Origin of the sequence: Burkholderia sp. 9120, assembly GCF_000745015.1 — a bacterium.
Taxonomy (GTDB): Bacteria; Pseudomonadota; Gammaproteobacteria; order Burkholderiales; family Burkholderiaceae; genus Paraburkholderia.
In genome coordinates this window covers 3,840,129-3,856,435 of record NZ_JQNA01000002.1, presented here as the reverse complement: position 1 = coordinate 3,856,435, position 16,307 = coordinate 3,840,129, and the positions used below count along the sequence as shown (strand labels likewise).

Genomic DNA, 16,307 nt, shown 5'->3' with positions numbered 1-16,307 from the left:
AACCCTCACCGGAAAATAGACCGCCCGCTGCCGAAGCAACCGGGCGGCCAGGCACCGCTGGAGAAACCTTGTCGCTCAATCCGAACTTCACTCGCCATGCCCCGCCGTTTCCTCAGTAACCCTGAGTACTTTGTGGCATCGGCCTCAGTACTTACGCGTCGGCAGCGTCTGCGCCGCGACACTCATCGGGAACACCGTCTCCTGCGTGAGAATGCGCTTGGGCAACGGCTTGCCGGCCACGACATCTTTCACCGCCGACATCAACTGCGGTCCCAGCAACGGACTGCACTCCACGTCGACGTTCATCTTGCCCGCGGCCATCGCCTGGAAGCCACCCTTGGTGGCATCGAACGAAACGACGGTGATGTCCTTGCCCGGATGCATACCGGCCTCCTCCATCGCCTGGATCGCGCCGAGCGCCATATCGTCGTTATGCGCATAAACTACATTTATTTTATTTCCATAAGTTTTTATAAACGCTTCCATGACCTGCTTGCCGCCGGCCAGCGTGAAATCCCCGCTTTGCGACGCGATGATCTTAAATTTCGGATCGTTTTTGATCACTTCCAGCAAGCCGGAATGCCGGTCATTGGCAGGCGCCGAGCCGACCGTTCCCTGCAGTTCGGCGATGTTGATAGGGCCTTGTTCGCTTTTATAGTGATCTTCGAGCCAATGTCCGCCGCGACGTCCTTCTTCCATGAAGTCGGAGCCGATCATGGTCACGTAGAGCGAGGTGTCTTTCACGTCGATATTGCGGTCGGTCAGGATCACCGGAATCTTCGCGGCTTTCGCTTCCAGCAGCACCGGTTCCCAGCCGGATTCGACGACCGGCGAGAACGCGATCACATCGACTTTTTGCGCGATATAAGAGCGGATCGCCTTGATCTGGTTTTCCTGCTTCTGCTGGGCATCCGAGAATTTGAGCTTGATCTTCGCGTCCGCCGCCGCGGACTTCACGGACTCGGTGTTGGCGGTTCGCCATGCGCTTTCCGCGCCGACCTGCGCGAAACCGAGGGTGATCTGTTTGTCTTGCGCGTAAGCGCCCGGCGCGGTCAGCGTTAGCGTACCGATGCCCGCGCAGAGTGCGAGCGCGCCCAACGCACGACATGCGGCGCGTCGTGTATTCGCCATGACTGTCTCCTGATCGTTGTAGTGTCGACGACCCATCGAACCGGCCGGTGTTTGCGGCCCTCACGGTGCGTGGATCGTGATGTAGCGTAGTGTGTGGGGCGTTAACCGTCCAATCCTATGATTCGCGTTCGCGATACCAATTTTGGTATGAGCGACGGGATCGGGTTCGAGGCCGGTTGGTGGGGTTTTCCGAGTATTTGCCGAATGTTTGCCGAATGGCCGCAGCCAGACACGCTGCCGCCAATTGCTCGCCTTAGCAGCAGGCGCAGCGAGCCCGCCCAGTGGAGCGGCACCTCACCGCGGCGTCACCCAGCGAAACGTCAAATTGACCCGCTCCCCGGCCGCGCGCGGCTCCTTCGGCACCCGGTGCCGCCAGTCCGCCTGCGTGTCGCCCTTCATTACGAGCAGGCTGCCGCCCTTCAGCGAGAACGACTGCACGACACCGGTTTTGTTGTGGCGCAAATCGAATGTGCGCGCGACGCCCAGGCTCACCGACGCGATCACCGGACGCACGCCGAGTTCAGGCTCGCGATCCGCGTGCCAACCCATGCTGTCGGCGCCGCTGCGATAGCGGTTGAGCAGCACGCTATTAAAGCGCGTCTCGCAGACGGCTTCCACCGAGGCCTTGAGTTCGGCGACGGTCGACGTCCACGGCTGCGGCACGTTGCGAATGCCCGAGTAGACATAGACGGCATCCGGCTCGCCCTGCCAGGCCGTCAAGCGCGGCAACGGCACGCGACCGGCGGGTGTGCCGATCACGTCCTGACGCCAGGCGACTTCGTCGATCAGTTGCGTCAAAACCTGCGCCGCGAGGGCGGGCGTCAGCCAGTCGGGATACCAGTCGACGTCGGGCGTCGGCAGGTCATCGGCAGAACCCGCGAAAAGATCCGTCATGAGATGGTCTGATACCAATGCGAATGCTGAATGAAGCTGAAACGATGGCGTACGCGAAGCGCGCGGGTGGAAACCTTGGCTATTATGGCGGCACCGAAGACGTCGTTGATACGCGCGGCTTGCGCTGTCATCCGGCGGCTTCATCCGGACTTTTCGGTTCATGCCTTTAAATTCTTAGACCTTTCAAGGACTTCACCATGACGCTATCCGACCAGGCACTCGATCAACTCTTTCGCGAAGCGCGCACGCATAACGGCTGGCAGGCGAAACCGGTCGACGATGCCGTGCTCAAACAACTGACCGAACTGGTGCTGCTCGGCCCGACCTCGGCGAATTCGAGCCCCGGCCGCTTCGTGTTCGTCAAAACGCCGGAGGCTAAGGAAAAGCTGCGCCCGGCGTTGTCGGCGGGCAATCTTGACAAGACCATGGCCGCGCCGGTCACGGTGATCGTCGGGATGGATATGGCGTTTTACGAGCATCTGCCGAAACTGTTTCCGCACGCGGACGCGCGCAGCTGGTTCGTCGGCAACGACAAGTCGATCGCGGACACCGCCTTTCGCAATTCGACGCTGCAAGGCGGCTACCTGATTCTCGCCGCGCGGGCGCTCGGTCTGGACACGGGCGCGATGTCCGGGTTCGACGCCGCCAAGGTCGACGAAGCCTTCTTCGCCGGGACGACCGTCAAGTCGAACTTCCTGATCAATCTGGGCTATGGCGACCCGTCGAAACTGTTCGCGCGCAGCCCGCGCTTTGCTTTCGACGAAGCCGCCCAGATCGTCTGATACGTACCGAGCGCCGTCGCGCTCAACTGAAGAGCGCGACGTAGAACACCACGGCGCCGATCAACGCGCCGACGAAGCAGAAGCCTTCGCCGGCGTCGTCGCCATTCGAACGCACCCATGCGCCGACGACGCCGAACAACCCCGCGATACCCAGCGCCACGCAGAGCATCACGACATCGAACAGCGCGCTCCTGCCCAGCTCCGAGAAGTCGATACCGCGCACGCTGTAGTACAGGCCGATCGCCATCAGCGAGATGACGACGAGCGGCAGCATCACGCGCTTGCCCTCACGGCCGACATGATGGGCGTGGTGCCCGTGATGCAACTCGTTGTCTGATCTGAGTAGTCTCATGATGCCCCTCCCGCTTTGCCCTCTTCCGGCGCCCCACCCAACGGACGCAAACCGCCGCATGGCCGCGTCTGCGCGCGCGGTCGCCCTGTTACAAGACGGTTCTTTTTGAGCATAGTCCACGCGCGGACACAATTCAAAGCCCATTTAATTAGGTTGCCACGGCAATCAGATCCCGCTAAGGAAGCGCCGCGAATGCTGCAATGCGCCAGGCGTTTGGACCGTATCCGGAAACGGCGACCGAGGCGCTGTAGCGGTGAATTTGGCACCGCCGGCAAACCGCTGCGCATGCCGGTAGAATGATTCGACTCGTTCGGCATGGCGTTACCGCGGCCCACGAGTCGCCGCCGGTCCTCTGCTCGTGCCGGCCCCTTCCCGCCTCCGTGGTCCCTATGCGCCGCTCATCGTTTCTTGTCCGCATCATCCTGATTGGCATCCTGCTGCATATCTACGTCGGCTTGCGTCTGATTCCGGACATGCCGGTCGACACCACCGGCCGCTGGTTGTGCGCGCTGTGGCTCGTGCTGTCGATCTTTCTGATTCCGCTCGGCATGCTGGCGCGCACGATCAAACGCCAGCCGCTCGGCGACCGGCTCGCCTGGGTCGGCCTGCTGGCGATGGGTTTCTTCTCGTCGCTGCTGGTGCTGACCTTCGCCCGCGATCTGATGCTCGCCTCGCTGCTCACCGTCGATGCGATCTGGCCGTACACCATCAGCATTGCGCATTGGCGTACGGGCTCGGCGGCGGCCGTGCCCTTGCTCGCCCTGCTCTCGACGCTAGTCGGTCTCTTCAACGCCCGCCGCCGCGCGAAAGTCGTGACGATCGACGTACCGATCGACGATTTGCCGCCCGCGCTCGACGGCTTCACGATCGTCCAGATCAGCGACATTCACGTTGGTCCGACCATCAAGCACCGCTATGTCGATGCGATCGTCGACGCGGTGAATCGGTTGAAGCCGGATCTGATCGCCGTGACCGGTGATGTGGTGGACGGCAGCGTGCCGCAACTGACCCGGCACACCCAGCCGTTGTCACGTCTCAGCGCGCGTCATGGCGCGTTCCTCGTGACCGGCAATCACGAGTACTACGCCGGCGCGAACGCGTGGATCGCCGAGTTCCGGCGCCTTGGCCTCAAGGTGCTGCTCAACGAGCACGTAATCGTGGATCACGACGGCGCACGCGCCGTGATTGCCGGCGTGACCGACTATTCGGCGGGACATCACGATCCGTTGCATCGTAGCGACCCGGTTGCGGCGCTAGCCGGCGCACCAGGCGATGTACTGATCAAGGTGCTGCTCGCTCACCAGCCACGTTCAGCCGAAGCCGCGGCCGCCGCGGGTTTTACGCTGCAACTGTCGGGGCATACGCACGGCGGCCAGTTCTTCCCATGGAACTTCTTCGTGCGGTTCCAGCAGCCGTTCACCGCCGGCCTCGCCCGCCTGAACGGTCTATGGGTCTACACGAGTCGCGGCACCGGCTACTGGGGCCCGCCGAAGCGCTTAGGCGCACCGTCTGAAATCACACGCCTGCGCCTCGTGCCCGGCGAGCCGGACTAACACGTCGCCCGTCGATTACTGCGCGGGCGCGACCGCCACGTCGACCTGCTGCGCGAACGCCACCATTACCTGCATGCCCGGCGTCACACCGGCGACATTGGCCGGTTCGCGGCCCTGGATATGAAACACCGCGCCGTTCGGGCTTTTCAGCGCCATGATGCCGGACGCATGGTCGATGCTTTGGACCTCGGCCGTCACGTTGTGAACCGTGTTCGGCTGCGCGCTTTGCGCGCCGGCGCTGTGACCGTCCGCACCGCGCGTCACGCTGACCACCGCATTGCGCACCATACGGATGTGGACCTTGCCGCCCTGTCTGATCTGCGCGAGGTTCGCCGGGTCGGTGATATCGAACGACGCTTCGCCGCCTTGCGCGTCGAGCACGGTCACCGAATGTTTCACCTGGTCGACCGATTTCACGAGACCGTCCGCCTGCAGCGTGCTGCTGCCTTCAAACGGCGCGGGCAGACCGGCGGCGAACGACACGAGCGGAGCGGCTGCGATCAACGCACCGGCAATGACGCCAAGAGCTTTAGCTTTCATAGATTCCTCGATTGGGGTGAAGGGCGATTAACGGGCAACGCCGTGCGGATGGATTGCGCCGTCGCCATTGCGCGACGCGAGCACGGCGCGAGCACGACTCGTTTCGAAGCGAGCGAATAGTCTGTTTTCCAGGACGGCTTCCGTCAATATTCGGAGTCCGTATTGATGCATGGATAATTCCGCACACACCACCCCACTCTTCCCAGGCCCACGACAAAACGTTCTCCATCACACGTCGTCACAGCTTGACTTAACTTTGCAGAGCTGCCTAAAATTCGGCCAGTTCATCTAACCGGAATCACGATCTTGGACAGTAGCAGTTGTACCAGTCGAGCTTCGATTCGCCCGATCGCCTGATCGGCAAGATTTCCGCGTCAGTCTTTTTCTGTCGCCGTCTTGCCTTCGGGCCGACGGTGCACGTCGTTGATACCCTCGCGTTGATACCCTCGCGTTGATACCCTCGCGTTGATATTCTCGCGTTGATACCCTCGTACTGCCAGTGAAGTGTCGCGTGGCTCGACGCCATGCCGACACGGATGCATTACAGCGCCGCAAGCCTCGCTTGCGTGCTTCGTCACGCCTGTCCGCCGCCGCATTCCATCGAGGAAAGCGTGCTGCTGTCATGCGTTGGGTTCACACTGTGCGAACACGCGCCTCAACCTTTCTTTACGATGACAATTGAATTCGTCTGGCGGCTCTTCGCCGCTTTCGCCTGCGGCGTCGCGATCGGCCTCGAGCGGCAGATGCGGCAGCGCAATGCCGGCCTGCGCACCATCACGCTGGTCGCGAGCGGCGCGTGCCTGTTCGTTACGCTCGGCGTGCTGACCGGCAACGGCACGGCCGGTATTACGCAGATCGCGGCGTATGTCGTGTCCGGCGTCGGTTTTCTCGGCGGCGGCGTGATCATGCGCGACAAGGGTTCCATTCAGGGGATCAACACCGCGGCGACCTTATGGTGCTCGGCCGCGGTCGGCGTGCTGTGCGGCGCGGGTCATTACGGACCGGCGCTGGCCGGCACGGCGGTCGTGCTGCTGACCAACACGGTGTTGCGCGAAGTGAGCCGCATGATCAACGCCACGCCGGTGTCCAACGCGGATCTGGTGCGCGAGTATGTGCTGACAATCGTCTGTCGCGAAGCCGATGAGATCCACATTCGCACCGCCGTCTCCAACTCGATGTATTCGACGCCGCTCTCGTTTCAAAGCCTGACGAGCGAAGACGTCGACGACGATTCACAACGCATTCGCGTCACCGCGATCGTCAAGCTGCATCCTAAAGATCAGTCGAAGCTCGAACAGATGGCCAGCCGCATCAGCATGGAAAAGAGCGTGTCCAGCGTCAGTTGGACCGCCAGGGAAGCGGAGCCGACGCCTGAATGAGCGGCCTGAATGAGCGCCGCGTGTAAGTCCCCCATATTCGCGCGCATCGTCTACACTTAGCTTGCAATAGATTCAGACAATGTTAATTCCGCGTCCTGAATATGGACTGTCCCATAAGCTTCGACTAAGCTCTGTCACCGTGAATTTTTCACACTCAACTAGGGAGTCTCGATTATGGAACACGGCATCATTGCATGGCTCATCATCGGCGCGATCGCTGGCTGGCTGGCAGGCGTGCTCGTCAAGGGCGGCGGCTTCGGCCTGATCGTCGACATCATCGTCGGGATTGTCGGCGCGTTTATCGGCGGCTGGCTCGCCGGCGTGCTGCATATTTCGCTGGGCGGTGGCTGGATCGGTTCGATCATCACGGCGGTGATCGGCGCGGTCATTCTGCTGTTTCTTATCCGGCTCATCCGACGCGGCACCTGAGTACCGCATCTGCGCATCTGACATAACGGCGTCAGCGGCGAAAGCCGTCTGACGCCGACATGGCTTGCAAAGTTAGCCAGGCCAACTGATTTAAAGTCCCGCCTCTTCCGCTGGCAACATCGAGCCGGTATCGCGCAGCCGGATATGCCAGGCAAATGTCTGGTCCAACTGGTGCGGCGTTTGTCCCCCCCGCTTCAAAGCGTCCCGATAGTAGTCGCGCAGCAGATCGCGATAGAGCGGATGCGTACAGTTCTCGATAATCAACACCGCCCGTTCCCGCGGCGCCAATCCGCGCAGATCGGCGAGGCCCTGCTCCGTCACGACGACGTCGACGTCATGCTCGTTGTGATCGCAATGCGGCACCATCGGCACGACGCTGGAAATGCGGCCGCCTTTCGCCATCGACTTGGTGGCGAAGATCGCGCACGACGCATTGCGCGAGAAGTCGCCCGAACCGCCTATGCCGTTCATCATGTGCGTGCCGCCCACATGGGTCGAATTCACGTTGCCGTAAATGTCGAATTCCAGCGCGGTGTTCAACGCGATCAAACCGAGCCGACGAATCACTTCGGGGTGGTTGCTGACTTCCTGCGGACGCAGGACGAGACGGTCGCGATAACGTTCGAGCTCGCCGAACACCTGCGCCTGGCGCGCGGCCGACAACGTGATCGACGCGCCGGACGCAAAGGTGACCTTGCCGGCGTCCATCAGATCGAAGGTGGAATCCTGCAGCACTTCCGAGTAGATTTCGAACGGCTCAAACGGTGCGTCGACGAAACCGGCCAGCACCGAGTTCGCAATCGTGCCGATACCGGCCTGCAACGGCGGCAGGTTTTTGGGCATGCGCCCAAGCGCCACTTCGTGCTGGAAAAATTCGATCAGATGACCGGCGATCAGCTCGGTTTCCTGGTCAGCCGGCAGCACGGTGGACGGACTGTCGGCCATGTTGGTGATGACGATTGCCGCGATTTTTTCGAACGGAATCTCGATAGCCGGCGTGCCGACCCGGTCTCGCGGAGACATGATCGGCAGCGGCTCTCGGTGCGGCCGGCGGCCCGGAATCCAGATGTCGTGCAAGCCCTCGAGCGCGAGCGGCTGCGCGAGATTGAGTTCGACGATCACCTTGTCCGCGAGGATCGCGAAGCTCGCCGAATTGCCGACCGAGGTGGTCGGCACAATGCCGCCGGTCTCGGTGATCGCGGCGGCTTCGATAATGGCGAGGTCGAGTTTGCCGAGCTGGTTCGCGCGCAGCATCTCGACGGTTTCGGATAGATGCTGATCAACGAACATGACTTCGCCGCGATTGATCGCGTCGCGCAAGGTCTTGTCCACCTGGAACGGCAAGCGACGCGCCAGCACGTGCGCCTCGGTGAGCATGCGGTCCACGTCGTGACCGAGCGATGCGCCGGTCATCAACGTGATCTGCAGCGGCTTGCCTTCCTGGCGCACCCGCTCGGCGAGCGCAACGGGAACGGCCTTCGCGTCGCCCGCGCGCGTGAAGCCGCTGGCGCCGACGCGCATGCCGTCCTTGATCAGCAGCGCTGCCTCAGCCGCCGACGTGATTTTTCCGCGCAACGCGGCACAACGAATCCGGTCTTGGTACATGAAACTGAGTCTCTCCATAGTCACCAGTCCAGTCTACCGGTGCGTACATCTGCGGTACGCTCCGCTCGGTAGCCGGATTGTCGCACCGACCGCGGCGTCAAGGTGCAACGGCGTCGCGGTCAGGCTTTTTGTCGCTCGATCAATCGCGCGACGGGTCTTGCAGGTACGGCGTGTGTTGCACGTGGCGCTGTTTAGCTGCCGAAGTAGAGATTGCAGAAGCTCACGGGGCCGACGCACTCTTCGGCCCTGACATTCGCTTTAGCGGCCGGCACCGCGACGCGGCCTTGCTCGGCGACGCCGTTCGCGCGCTGGGCGCTCGCTTGGGCAAGCTGTTGTTCGGGGGCGGCCGGCGCCGTTTGTGCTTGGGCGACAACTGCGGACAAAGAGCAGGCAATCAGGGCAATCTTCAACACGTTCATTTCGTTCTCCAGGGCTTACGGTTACTGCTCGGCGGTGACTTGTGGTGACTGCGTGGCAGTGATCAAACTATATGGCTGCGGTCCCTGTAGATAAACGGGGCTAGGCGGAAGTGATATTTCCATCTGGTGGAAGGATCGAAGCGGGCTCGTGGCGATGCGTGTGGTTGGCGTTGTGTCGCGGAGGTTGTCTCGCTGAGCGCTGACAGTACCCTGTGTACCGATGCACACCGTTAAACCGCGCGAACTACGCGCCGCAATCATCACGCATTGAAAGGCGCGTCCTTATCGAGCAATGCCGTACGAATGAAGTGCAGACAGCTCAGAATCCGCTGCACGTCATGACGTTTATCGCGCTCGACATGCACGATGCCTAGAACATCCTGCGCGATCCAGGTCGCCGCGCGGACAGACACCAGCGCACGTTCGAGCGCCTGCGCGTTCGGACGCGCGAAGAGCCGCGCGAGATCGTCGCAAGTACGCTCGAGGGAAGCGTTCCAGCGCGGATGAAGCGCCGCCGCATAAGCAGCACGCGCCGTTTCGTTGCGCAGATCGATGACCGCGTGGCCTACTTCGAGCGTGGCGAGCATCCAGCGCAACGCATCCCGTCGACGCCTCGAACGCCGCGTCAGCAGCATGCGCAACTGGGCGGTCAGGTCATGCGTGCTCGACTGAAACCGCTGGTTGAGACCGGGCAATTCGTCCTTGCATGCGGACACGACCTGCGCGCGCAAATCGCCCATGATCCGTTCAACGAGCCAGGGCATATCGGCGGGAAAAATCACCGCAAAAGCCAACGCCGCGACCAGCATCGACGCTGTCAACGCGATGCCGTTGTTGATCAGCAGATCCGGCGCGTACGTCACGACATTGTCCGGTCCGGCAAGCAGACAGAAGAACACCGAAAAGCCGATGCCGTACCCCGCCGCGCGCTTGCGCGTCGCGATGAACGCACCGAGCGCCAGCACGGGCGCGAGCATCGCGCAGAGCAGCGGAAAGCCGTCGATATTCGGATACACGTAGCACGTGAAGAGGTAACCCGTCATGGTCGCCAGCACGGCGCCGGCCGCCATCTGCATGGCCATCTTCGATGCATTCGGCGCAGTGGACGTCAGCGCGCAAGCCAATGCCGCGCCGATCACGGCAAGACCGCCGCTCGGCCAATCGGTCTCGATCCAGAACCAGCCGACGATCGCCATGACCGCGGCGGAGCGGATAAACGTGAACGCGACGACAAAGCCGTTCGTCCGGCTCACGTAGCGGCTAGCGTTGCGTTGCCGCGTCTCCGCCGGTTTGCGCCGCGCGGCTAACGACGCGTAAGTCTCCGAATAGCGGATCCATTCGTCGACGAAGCGGTACAACAGTTCCGCCGACGTATCGAAGTCCGCCAGCGATTCCGTGGGCGCGGCCTCCAGCGGCCGTCTCGTTTCACGCACGCGACGTGGCAAGGTCGCCTGAAAGCGCCGCAAACGGCTAGCGACGCCGGTCGCATCGGCCATGGCGAGTGTCCCGGAGGGCGGCGAAAGGAGTCCGGCCAGCTCATCGAAATACGGCTTTATCGCGCCGACTTTCGACTCCGAACCATTGGCTCGCAGACGTTTAAGCAGTTGATGTAGGGCATGCAGACGAGCGCAGGCGTCCATGAATTCGCCGTTCAAACGGCCGAGATGCTGACTGCGTGAACGCATCGCCGGATCTTCGAAAGTGGCGAACGTGCGGGTCGCTTCGAAGCCGACGATTTCGTCGACGAGGTCCGCAAAACGCCGCTCGAACTGACCTCGCTCGATGCCGCGATTCAGCACATCGGCGGCGAACGCAGTAAAATTTGCGTAGCGGGTTTGCAGCGCGCGACGCAGCGCGAGACTGGATCGCTGCGGCACGATCAACGCGCTCACCGCGCTCGAACACACAATGCCAACCGCCACCTCCGCCGCGCGCGTGAGCGCCGCCAGAAACAGATCATGCGGCGCCGTGACGTTCGGAATACCGATCAGCGCGGCGGTATAACCCGCCAGCACGAAGCCGTACCACCTGAAATGCCGATACCGGACCGCCGCCGCGATACACGCGCTTACCCAGCCGATCATGCCGAGCATGTACAACTCGGGCTGCTGGACGAACAGCGCGCCGAGCGCCAGCGCGGCGAGCGTGCCCACCGCGGTGCCGAGAATCCGGTAGAAACTCTTCGCGAGCACCATGCCGCTGAACGGTTGCATCAGCACGAACACCGTCGTCATGGCAATGCGCGGTTGCGGCAGATCCAGCAGCATCGCAATGCCCAGCGCCAACAGACCCGCGGTGACCGTTTTCAGCAGATGCAGCCAGATCAGACCGTCGCTGTTTGCCCAATCGCGAAGCGCCGGACTAAGCCTGTGCAACATGACGTTCCACTGCCGGCGGAAGTCCGCCGTCGGTCTGATCGCATGTTGACGTTTCATCGGAAAGCTGTGCGCTCCGGTTTGCCACAAAGAGAAGCGCCGGTGAACAGGATGATGCAGATGCGCACCGGCAAGCCAGGCGCCGATTGTAGGAGCATGCAATGCGCACATTAAGAGGACTGCGGCTAAACGTCCCTTCCAGAACGAACAACAATGCGCTTGCCCGGCAGGCGGACAATACGGCCTCAGCCGTGAAATAGAAGGATCGATGGATACGTTACAAAATATGCGAGTGTTCGTACGCGTGGTCGAAGCTGGTAGTTTTACCGGCGCCGCGCAGTCGCTTAATTCGACGACCGGCGCGATGTCGCGCGCGGTCTCGGAACTCGAAGCTCACCTACGCACCCGCTTGCTAAACCGTTCGACGCGACGACTCGCCCTCACCACGGCCGGCGAGCGTTATCTGACACGATGTCAGCAGATACTCGCCGATGTCGGCACTGCAGAAGAAGAAGCGAGTTGCGCACACGAACGACCAAGCGGCGCGCTACGCATGCATAGTTTTGCCAGCATCGGCCAACACTACGTGCTGCCGGCCATTTCGCGCTATCGCGCGCAATATCCGGAGGTGACCGTCGAGTTGACGTTGTCGCAGCGCATGCCGGATCTGTTCGAAGGCAGTGCCGACGTCGCGGTGATCGGTGCGTCGACGCTACCCAATTCGGATCTCGTGTCGCTACCGCTGGGGACGACTTTTAGCATTTTGTGCGCGTCGCCGGGTTATGTGCGCACGCATGGCGCGCCGCAGAAGCCTGCAGACCTCGCGCATCACGAGTGTCTGATTCTGCACACGCCGGCATTTCCGCCTCACGATTGGCTGCTCGACGGCCCGAATGGCAGCGAGATGATGGAAGTGAATGGGCCGGTGCATGTCAACATCGCCGAATCGCTGATTGTGGCGATTCGAGAGGGAATGGGGATCGGCATGGTGCCGCTTTACGCGGCGATTTCGGGATTGCGTGACGGCACGTTATTGCGTGTTTTACCCGAATATACGCTACAGAAGATGAATGTTTACGCGCTGTATCCGTCACGCAAGTTTATCGACGCGAAGACACGGACATGGGTTGAATTCTTGCGCACACACCTGCCGAAAGTCATTGCACGCGATGAGGCGTTGCTGGCCGAAGTCGGCCAGATGACTATCGATGCGACGGTTCCGGCAGGCTTAAGCGGTACAGGCGACATTAGCGCGCAGTGATATCGAGCTGACGACAGGTGCCGCAGGGGTAGTTTGATGTCGTTTGGGCCCTGCGGGCCGCGTTGGATGGTTGGAGCTAAGCGCGCGGCAATCTAGGTGTGCCGTTGTTTGCGCGTGCATGAGTCTGTGCGGTTCTTTTTGCACGCGTGATTGCTAGTGAGCGGTGGCGTATGTCGTGCTATTTCCACGGCCGTAAACGACAGAAACCCCACCTTTTTGGGTGGGGTTTCTGTTTTCTGCTAGGGAGCCTGACGATTACCTACTTTCACACGGGCAATCCGCACTATCATCGGCGTGGAGTCGTTTCACGGTCCTGTTCGGGATGGGAAGGGGTGGTACCGACTCGCTATGGTCATCAGGCATGACTTGTTGCCGCACTGCCTTTGGGGCAATACAGCCAATCTGGAAGAAGTAGTTGAGAGGATGCCTCTCAGTGTTACTTTGGGTTGTGCCTGTATTGCACAACACTGATCTCAACCGTGTGTCTTCCCCTTCGGGGATCGGACCCGTGTAAGCGCTAAAGCGCTAACGCGGGTCGAGAGAGAGACACACCTGTTATAGGATCAAGCCTTACGGGCAATTAGTATCAGTTAGCTTAACGCATTACTGCGCTTCCACACCTGACCTATCAACGTCCTGGTCTTGAACGACCCTTCAAGGGGCTCGAAGCCCCGGGGATATCTCATCTTAAGGCGAGTTTCCCGCTTAGATGCTTTCAGCGGTTATCTCTTCCGAACATAGCTACCCGGCGATGCCACTGGCGTGACAACCGGTACACCAGAGGTTCGTCCACTCCGGTCCTCTCGTACTAGGAGCAGCCCCCTTCAAATATCCAGCGCCCACGGCAGATAGGGACCAAACTGTCTCACGACGTTTTAAACCCAGCTCACGTACCTCTTTAAATGGCGAACAGCCATACCCTTGGGACCGGCTACAGCCCCAGGATGAGATGAGCCGACATCGAGGTGCCAAACACCGCCGTCGATATGAACTCTTGGGCGGTATCAGCCTGTTATCCCCAGAGTACCTTTTATCCGTTGAGCGATGGCCCTTCCATACAGAACCACCGGATCACTATGACCTGCTTTCGCACCTGCTCGACTTGTCGGTCTCGCAGTTAAGCACGCTTATGCCATTGCACTATCAGCACGATTTCCGACCGTACCTAGCGTACCTTCGTACTCCTCCGTTACACTTTGGGAGGAGACCGCCCCAGTCAAACTGCCTACCATGCACTGTCCCCGATCCGGATTACGGACCAAGGTTAGAACCTCAAACAAACCAGGGTGGTATTTCAAGGATGGCTCCACGCAGACTGGCGTCCACGCTTCATAGCCTCCCACCTATCCTACACAGATCGGTTCAAAGTCCAATGCAAAGCTACAGTAAAGGTTCATGGGGTCTTTCCGTCTAGCCGCGGGGAGATTGCATCATCACAAACACTTCAACTTCGCTGAGTCTCGGGAGGAGACAGTGTGGCCATCGTTACGCCATTCGTGCAGGTCGGAACTTACCCGACAAGGAATTTCGCTACCTTAGGACCGTTATAGTTACGGCCGCCGTTTACCGGGACTTCAATCAAGAGCTTGCACCCCATCATTTAATCTTCCGGCACCGGGCAGGCGTCACACCCTATACGTCCACTTTCGTGTTTGCAGAGTGCTGTGTTTTTATTAAACAGTCGCAGCCACCAGTTTATTGCAACCCCTTCACCCTACGCGCGCAGGCGCATCAGGCTACAGGGGCGTACCTTATCCCGAAGTTACGGTACCAATTTGCCGAGTTCCTTCTCCCGAGTTCTCTCAAGCGCCTTAGAATACTCATCTCGCCCACCTGTGTCGGTTTGCGGTACGGTCTTGTTAAACTGAAGCTTAGAGGCTTTTCTTGGAACCACTTCCGATTGCTTCTTCACCTAGGTGAATGGCCTCGCACCCTTGAATTCCGCGCCCGGATTTGCCTAAGCGCCTTCTCCAATGCAAGGACCGGGACTTCCAACACCCGGACAACCTTCCGCGATCCGTCCCCCCATCGCATTTAACAATGGTGCAGGAATATTAACCTGCTTCCCATCAGCTACGCATTTCTGCCTCGCCTTAGGGGCCGACTCACCCTACGCCGATGAACGTTGCGTAGGAAACCTTGGGCTTACGGCGAGGGGGCTTTTCACCCCCTTTATCGCTACTCATGTCAGCATTCGCACTTCCGATACCTCCAGCGCACTTTTCAATGCACCTTCGCAGGCTTACGGAACGCTCTCCTACCATGCACATAAATGTGCATCCGCAGCTTCGGTATATTGCTTAGCCCCGTTACATCTTCCGCGCAGGACGACTCGATCAGTGAGCTATTACGCTTTCTTTAAAGGATGGCTGCTTCTAAGCCAACCTCCTGACTGTTTTAGCCTTCCCACTTCGTTTCCCACTTAGCAATATTTGGGGACCTTAGCTGGCGGTCTGGGTTGTTTCCCTCTTGACACCGGACGTTAGCACCCGATGTCTGTCTCCCGTGATTGCACTCTTCGGTATTCGGAGTTTGCTATGGCGTAGTAATCCGCAATGGACCCCACAACCATGACAGTGCTCTACCCCCGAAGGTGATACACGAGGCACTACCTAAATAGTTTTCGGAGAGAACCAGCTATTTCCAGGTTTGTTTAGCCTTTCACCCCTATCCACAGCTCATCCCCTAACTTTTCAACGTTAGTGGGTTCGGACCTCCAGTACGTGTTACCGCACCTTCATCCTGGCCATGGATAGATCACCTGGTTTCGGGTCTACACCCAGCGACTGAATCGCCCTGTTCGGACTCGCTTTCGCTACGCCTGCCCTAATCGGTTAAGCTTGCCACTGAATGTAAGTCGCTGACCCATTATACAAAAGGTACGCAGTCACCCCTCAAGGAGGCTCCTACTGTTTGTATGCATGCGGTTTCAGGATCTATTTCACTCCCCTCCCGGGGTTCTTTTCGCCTTTCCCTCACGGTACTGGTTCACTATCGGTCGATCACGAGTATTTAGCCTTGGAGGATGGTCCCCCCATCTTCAGACAGGATTTCACGTGTCCCGCCCTACTTGTCGTACACCTAGTTCTTCCTCGCTGTTTTCGTCTACAGGGCTATCACCTGCTATGGCGGCACTTTCCAGAGCCTTCGACTAACAATGAAGATAAAGAGTACAGGCTGATCCCATTTCGCTCGCCACTACTCTGGGAATCTCGGTTGATTTCTTTTCCTGCGGTTACTTAGATGTTTCAGTTCACCGCGTTCGCTTCGCATGACCTATGTATTCAGTCATGGATACTCCATTCGGAGTGGGTTTCCCCATTCGGACATCTACGGATCAAAGCTCGTTTGCCAGCTCCCCGTAGCTTTTCGCAGGCTACCGCGTCCTTCATCGCCTGTGATCGCCAAGGCATCCACCACATGCACTTGTTCGCTTGACCCTATAACGGGTGTGTCTCATACCGCGTTCACTGGGAACGCAGCGCGGGTCACATCGTTACAGGTTGAGTATTCGTGTTGCGCCGTATTCCAAGGCAATCTTTCGATCACCTTTTCATACATTGATACAATCACAACCCTGATTCACC

General features: G+C 59.9%; 12 protein-coding genes and 2 rRNA genes. 5 read left to right on the top strand and 9 right to left on the bottom strand.

All coding sequences use genetic code 11. The annotated features are described in order from the left end of the window. Nucleotides 1-144: 144 nt before the first annotated feature. Nucleotides 145-1,131 carry an ABC transporter substrate-binding protein gene (locus tag FA94_RS25500; RefSeq protein WP_035556420.1) on the bottom strand — a complete coding sequence of 329 codons (987 nt, stop codon included), beginning with the start codon at nt 1,129-1,131 and terminating at the stop codon, nt 145-147. Between the two features lie 294 nt (nt 1,132-1,425). Further along, nucleotides 1,426-2,025 (bottom strand): alpha-ketoglutarate-dependent dioxygenase AlkB family protein, encoded by a 600-nt coding sequence (locus FA94_RS25495; protein WP_035556418.1) that lies wholly within the window; start codon nt 2,023-2,025, stop codon nt 1,426-1,428. A gap of 197 nt (nt 2,026-2,222) precedes the next feature. Here FA94_RS25495 and FA94_RS25490 point away from each other — a divergent pair, with 197 nt between their 5' ends. After that, entirely contained in the window at nt 2,223-2,807 is a 585-nt protein-coding gene (locus tag FA94_RS25490) for a malonic semialdehyde reductase (RefSeq protein WP_035556416.1), read from the top strand. Between the two features lie 22 nt (nt 2,808-2,829). On the opposite strand, the gene FA94_RS25485 is transcribed toward FA94_RS25490, so the two are convergent. Next, on the bottom strand, nt 2,830-3,159 hold the full coding sequence (locus tag FA94_RS25485) for a hypothetical protein (protein WP_035556413.1): 330 nt from the start codon (nt 3,157-3,159) through the stop codon (nt 2,830-2,832). A gap of 389 nt (nt 3,160-3,548) precedes the next feature. Here FA94_RS25485 and FA94_RS25480 point away from each other — a divergent pair, with 389 nt between their 5' ends. Next, nucleotides 3,549-4,712: a metallophosphoesterase gene (locus FA94_RS25480; protein WP_035556411.1), complete on the top strand. Its 1,164-nt coding sequence runs from the start codon at nt 3,549-3,551 to the stop codon at nt 4,710-4,712. A gap of 15 nt (nt 4,713-4,727) precedes the next feature. Here FA94_RS25480 and FA94_RS25475 read toward each other — a convergent pair whose 3' ends face one another. Beyond that, a complete protein-coding gene (locus FA94_RS25475) occupies nt 4,728-5,252 on the bottom strand; it encodes a hypothetical protein (RefSeq protein ID WP_035556408.1) in 525 nt (174 codons plus the stop codon). Nucleotides 5,253-5,923: 671 nt separating this feature from the next. Here FA94_RS25475 and FA94_RS25470 point away from each other — a divergent pair. Both FA94_RS25470 and FA94_RS25465 read left to right on the top strand, forming a co-directional pair. Continuing rightward, complete coding sequence (locus FA94_RS25470; protein ID WP_035563008.1) at nt 5,924-6,631, top strand: MgtC/SapB family protein; 708 nt, start codon at nt 5,924-5,926, stop codon at nt 6,629-6,631. A gap of 174 nt (nt 6,632-6,805) precedes the next feature. Continuing rightward, nucleotides 6,806-7,060, top strand: a complete 255-nt coding sequence (locus FA94_RS25465) for a GlsB/YeaQ/YmgE family stress response membrane protein (protein WP_007176844.1) — start codon at nt 6,806-6,808, stop codon at nt 7,058-7,060. A gap of 90 nt (nt 7,061-7,150) precedes the next feature. Here FA94_RS25465 and scpC read toward each other — a convergent pair whose 3' ends face one another. The 3 genes from scpC to FA94_RS25450 form a co-directional block, all read right to left on the bottom strand. After that, nucleotides 7,151-8,665 carry a succinyl-CoA:acetate CoA-transferase ScpC gene (gene scpC, locus FA94_RS25460; RefSeq protein WP_035556405.1) on the bottom strand — a complete coding sequence of 505 codons (1,515 nt, stop codon included), beginning with the start codon at nt 8,663-8,665 and terminating at the stop codon, nt 7,151-7,153. A gap of 191 nt (nt 8,666-8,856) precedes the next feature. After that, a complete protein-coding gene (locus FA94_RS25455; protein ID WP_035556403.1) occupies nt 8,857-9,084 on the bottom strand; it encodes a hypothetical protein in 228 nt (75 codons plus the stop codon). Between the two features lie 260 nt (nt 9,085-9,344). Beyond that, on the bottom strand, nt 9,345-11,519 hold the full coding sequence (locus FA94_RS25450; RefSeq protein WP_035556401.1) for an FUSC family protein: 2,175 nt from the start codon (nt 11,517-11,519) through the stop codon (nt 9,345-9,347). Between the two features lie 208 nt (nt 11,520-11,727). Between FA94_RS25450 and FA94_RS25445 the strand changes: the two genes are divergently transcribed. Next, complete coding sequence (locus FA94_RS25445) at nt 11,728-12,720, top strand: LysR family transcriptional regulator (RefSeq protein ID WP_035556399.1); 993 nt, start codon at nt 11,728-11,730, stop codon at nt 12,718-12,720. Between the two features lie 246 nt (nt 12,721-12,966). On the opposite strand, the gene rrf is transcribed toward FA94_RS25445, so the two are convergent. Then, a 5S ribosomal RNA gene (rrf, locus tag FA94_RS25440) occupies nt 12,967-13,080 on the bottom strand. Nucleotides 13,081-13,279: 199 nt separating this feature from the next. Beyond that, nucleotides 13,280-16,160, bottom strand: a 23S ribosomal RNA gene (locus tag FA94_RS25435). Nucleotides 16,161-16,307 lie beyond the last annotated feature (147 nt).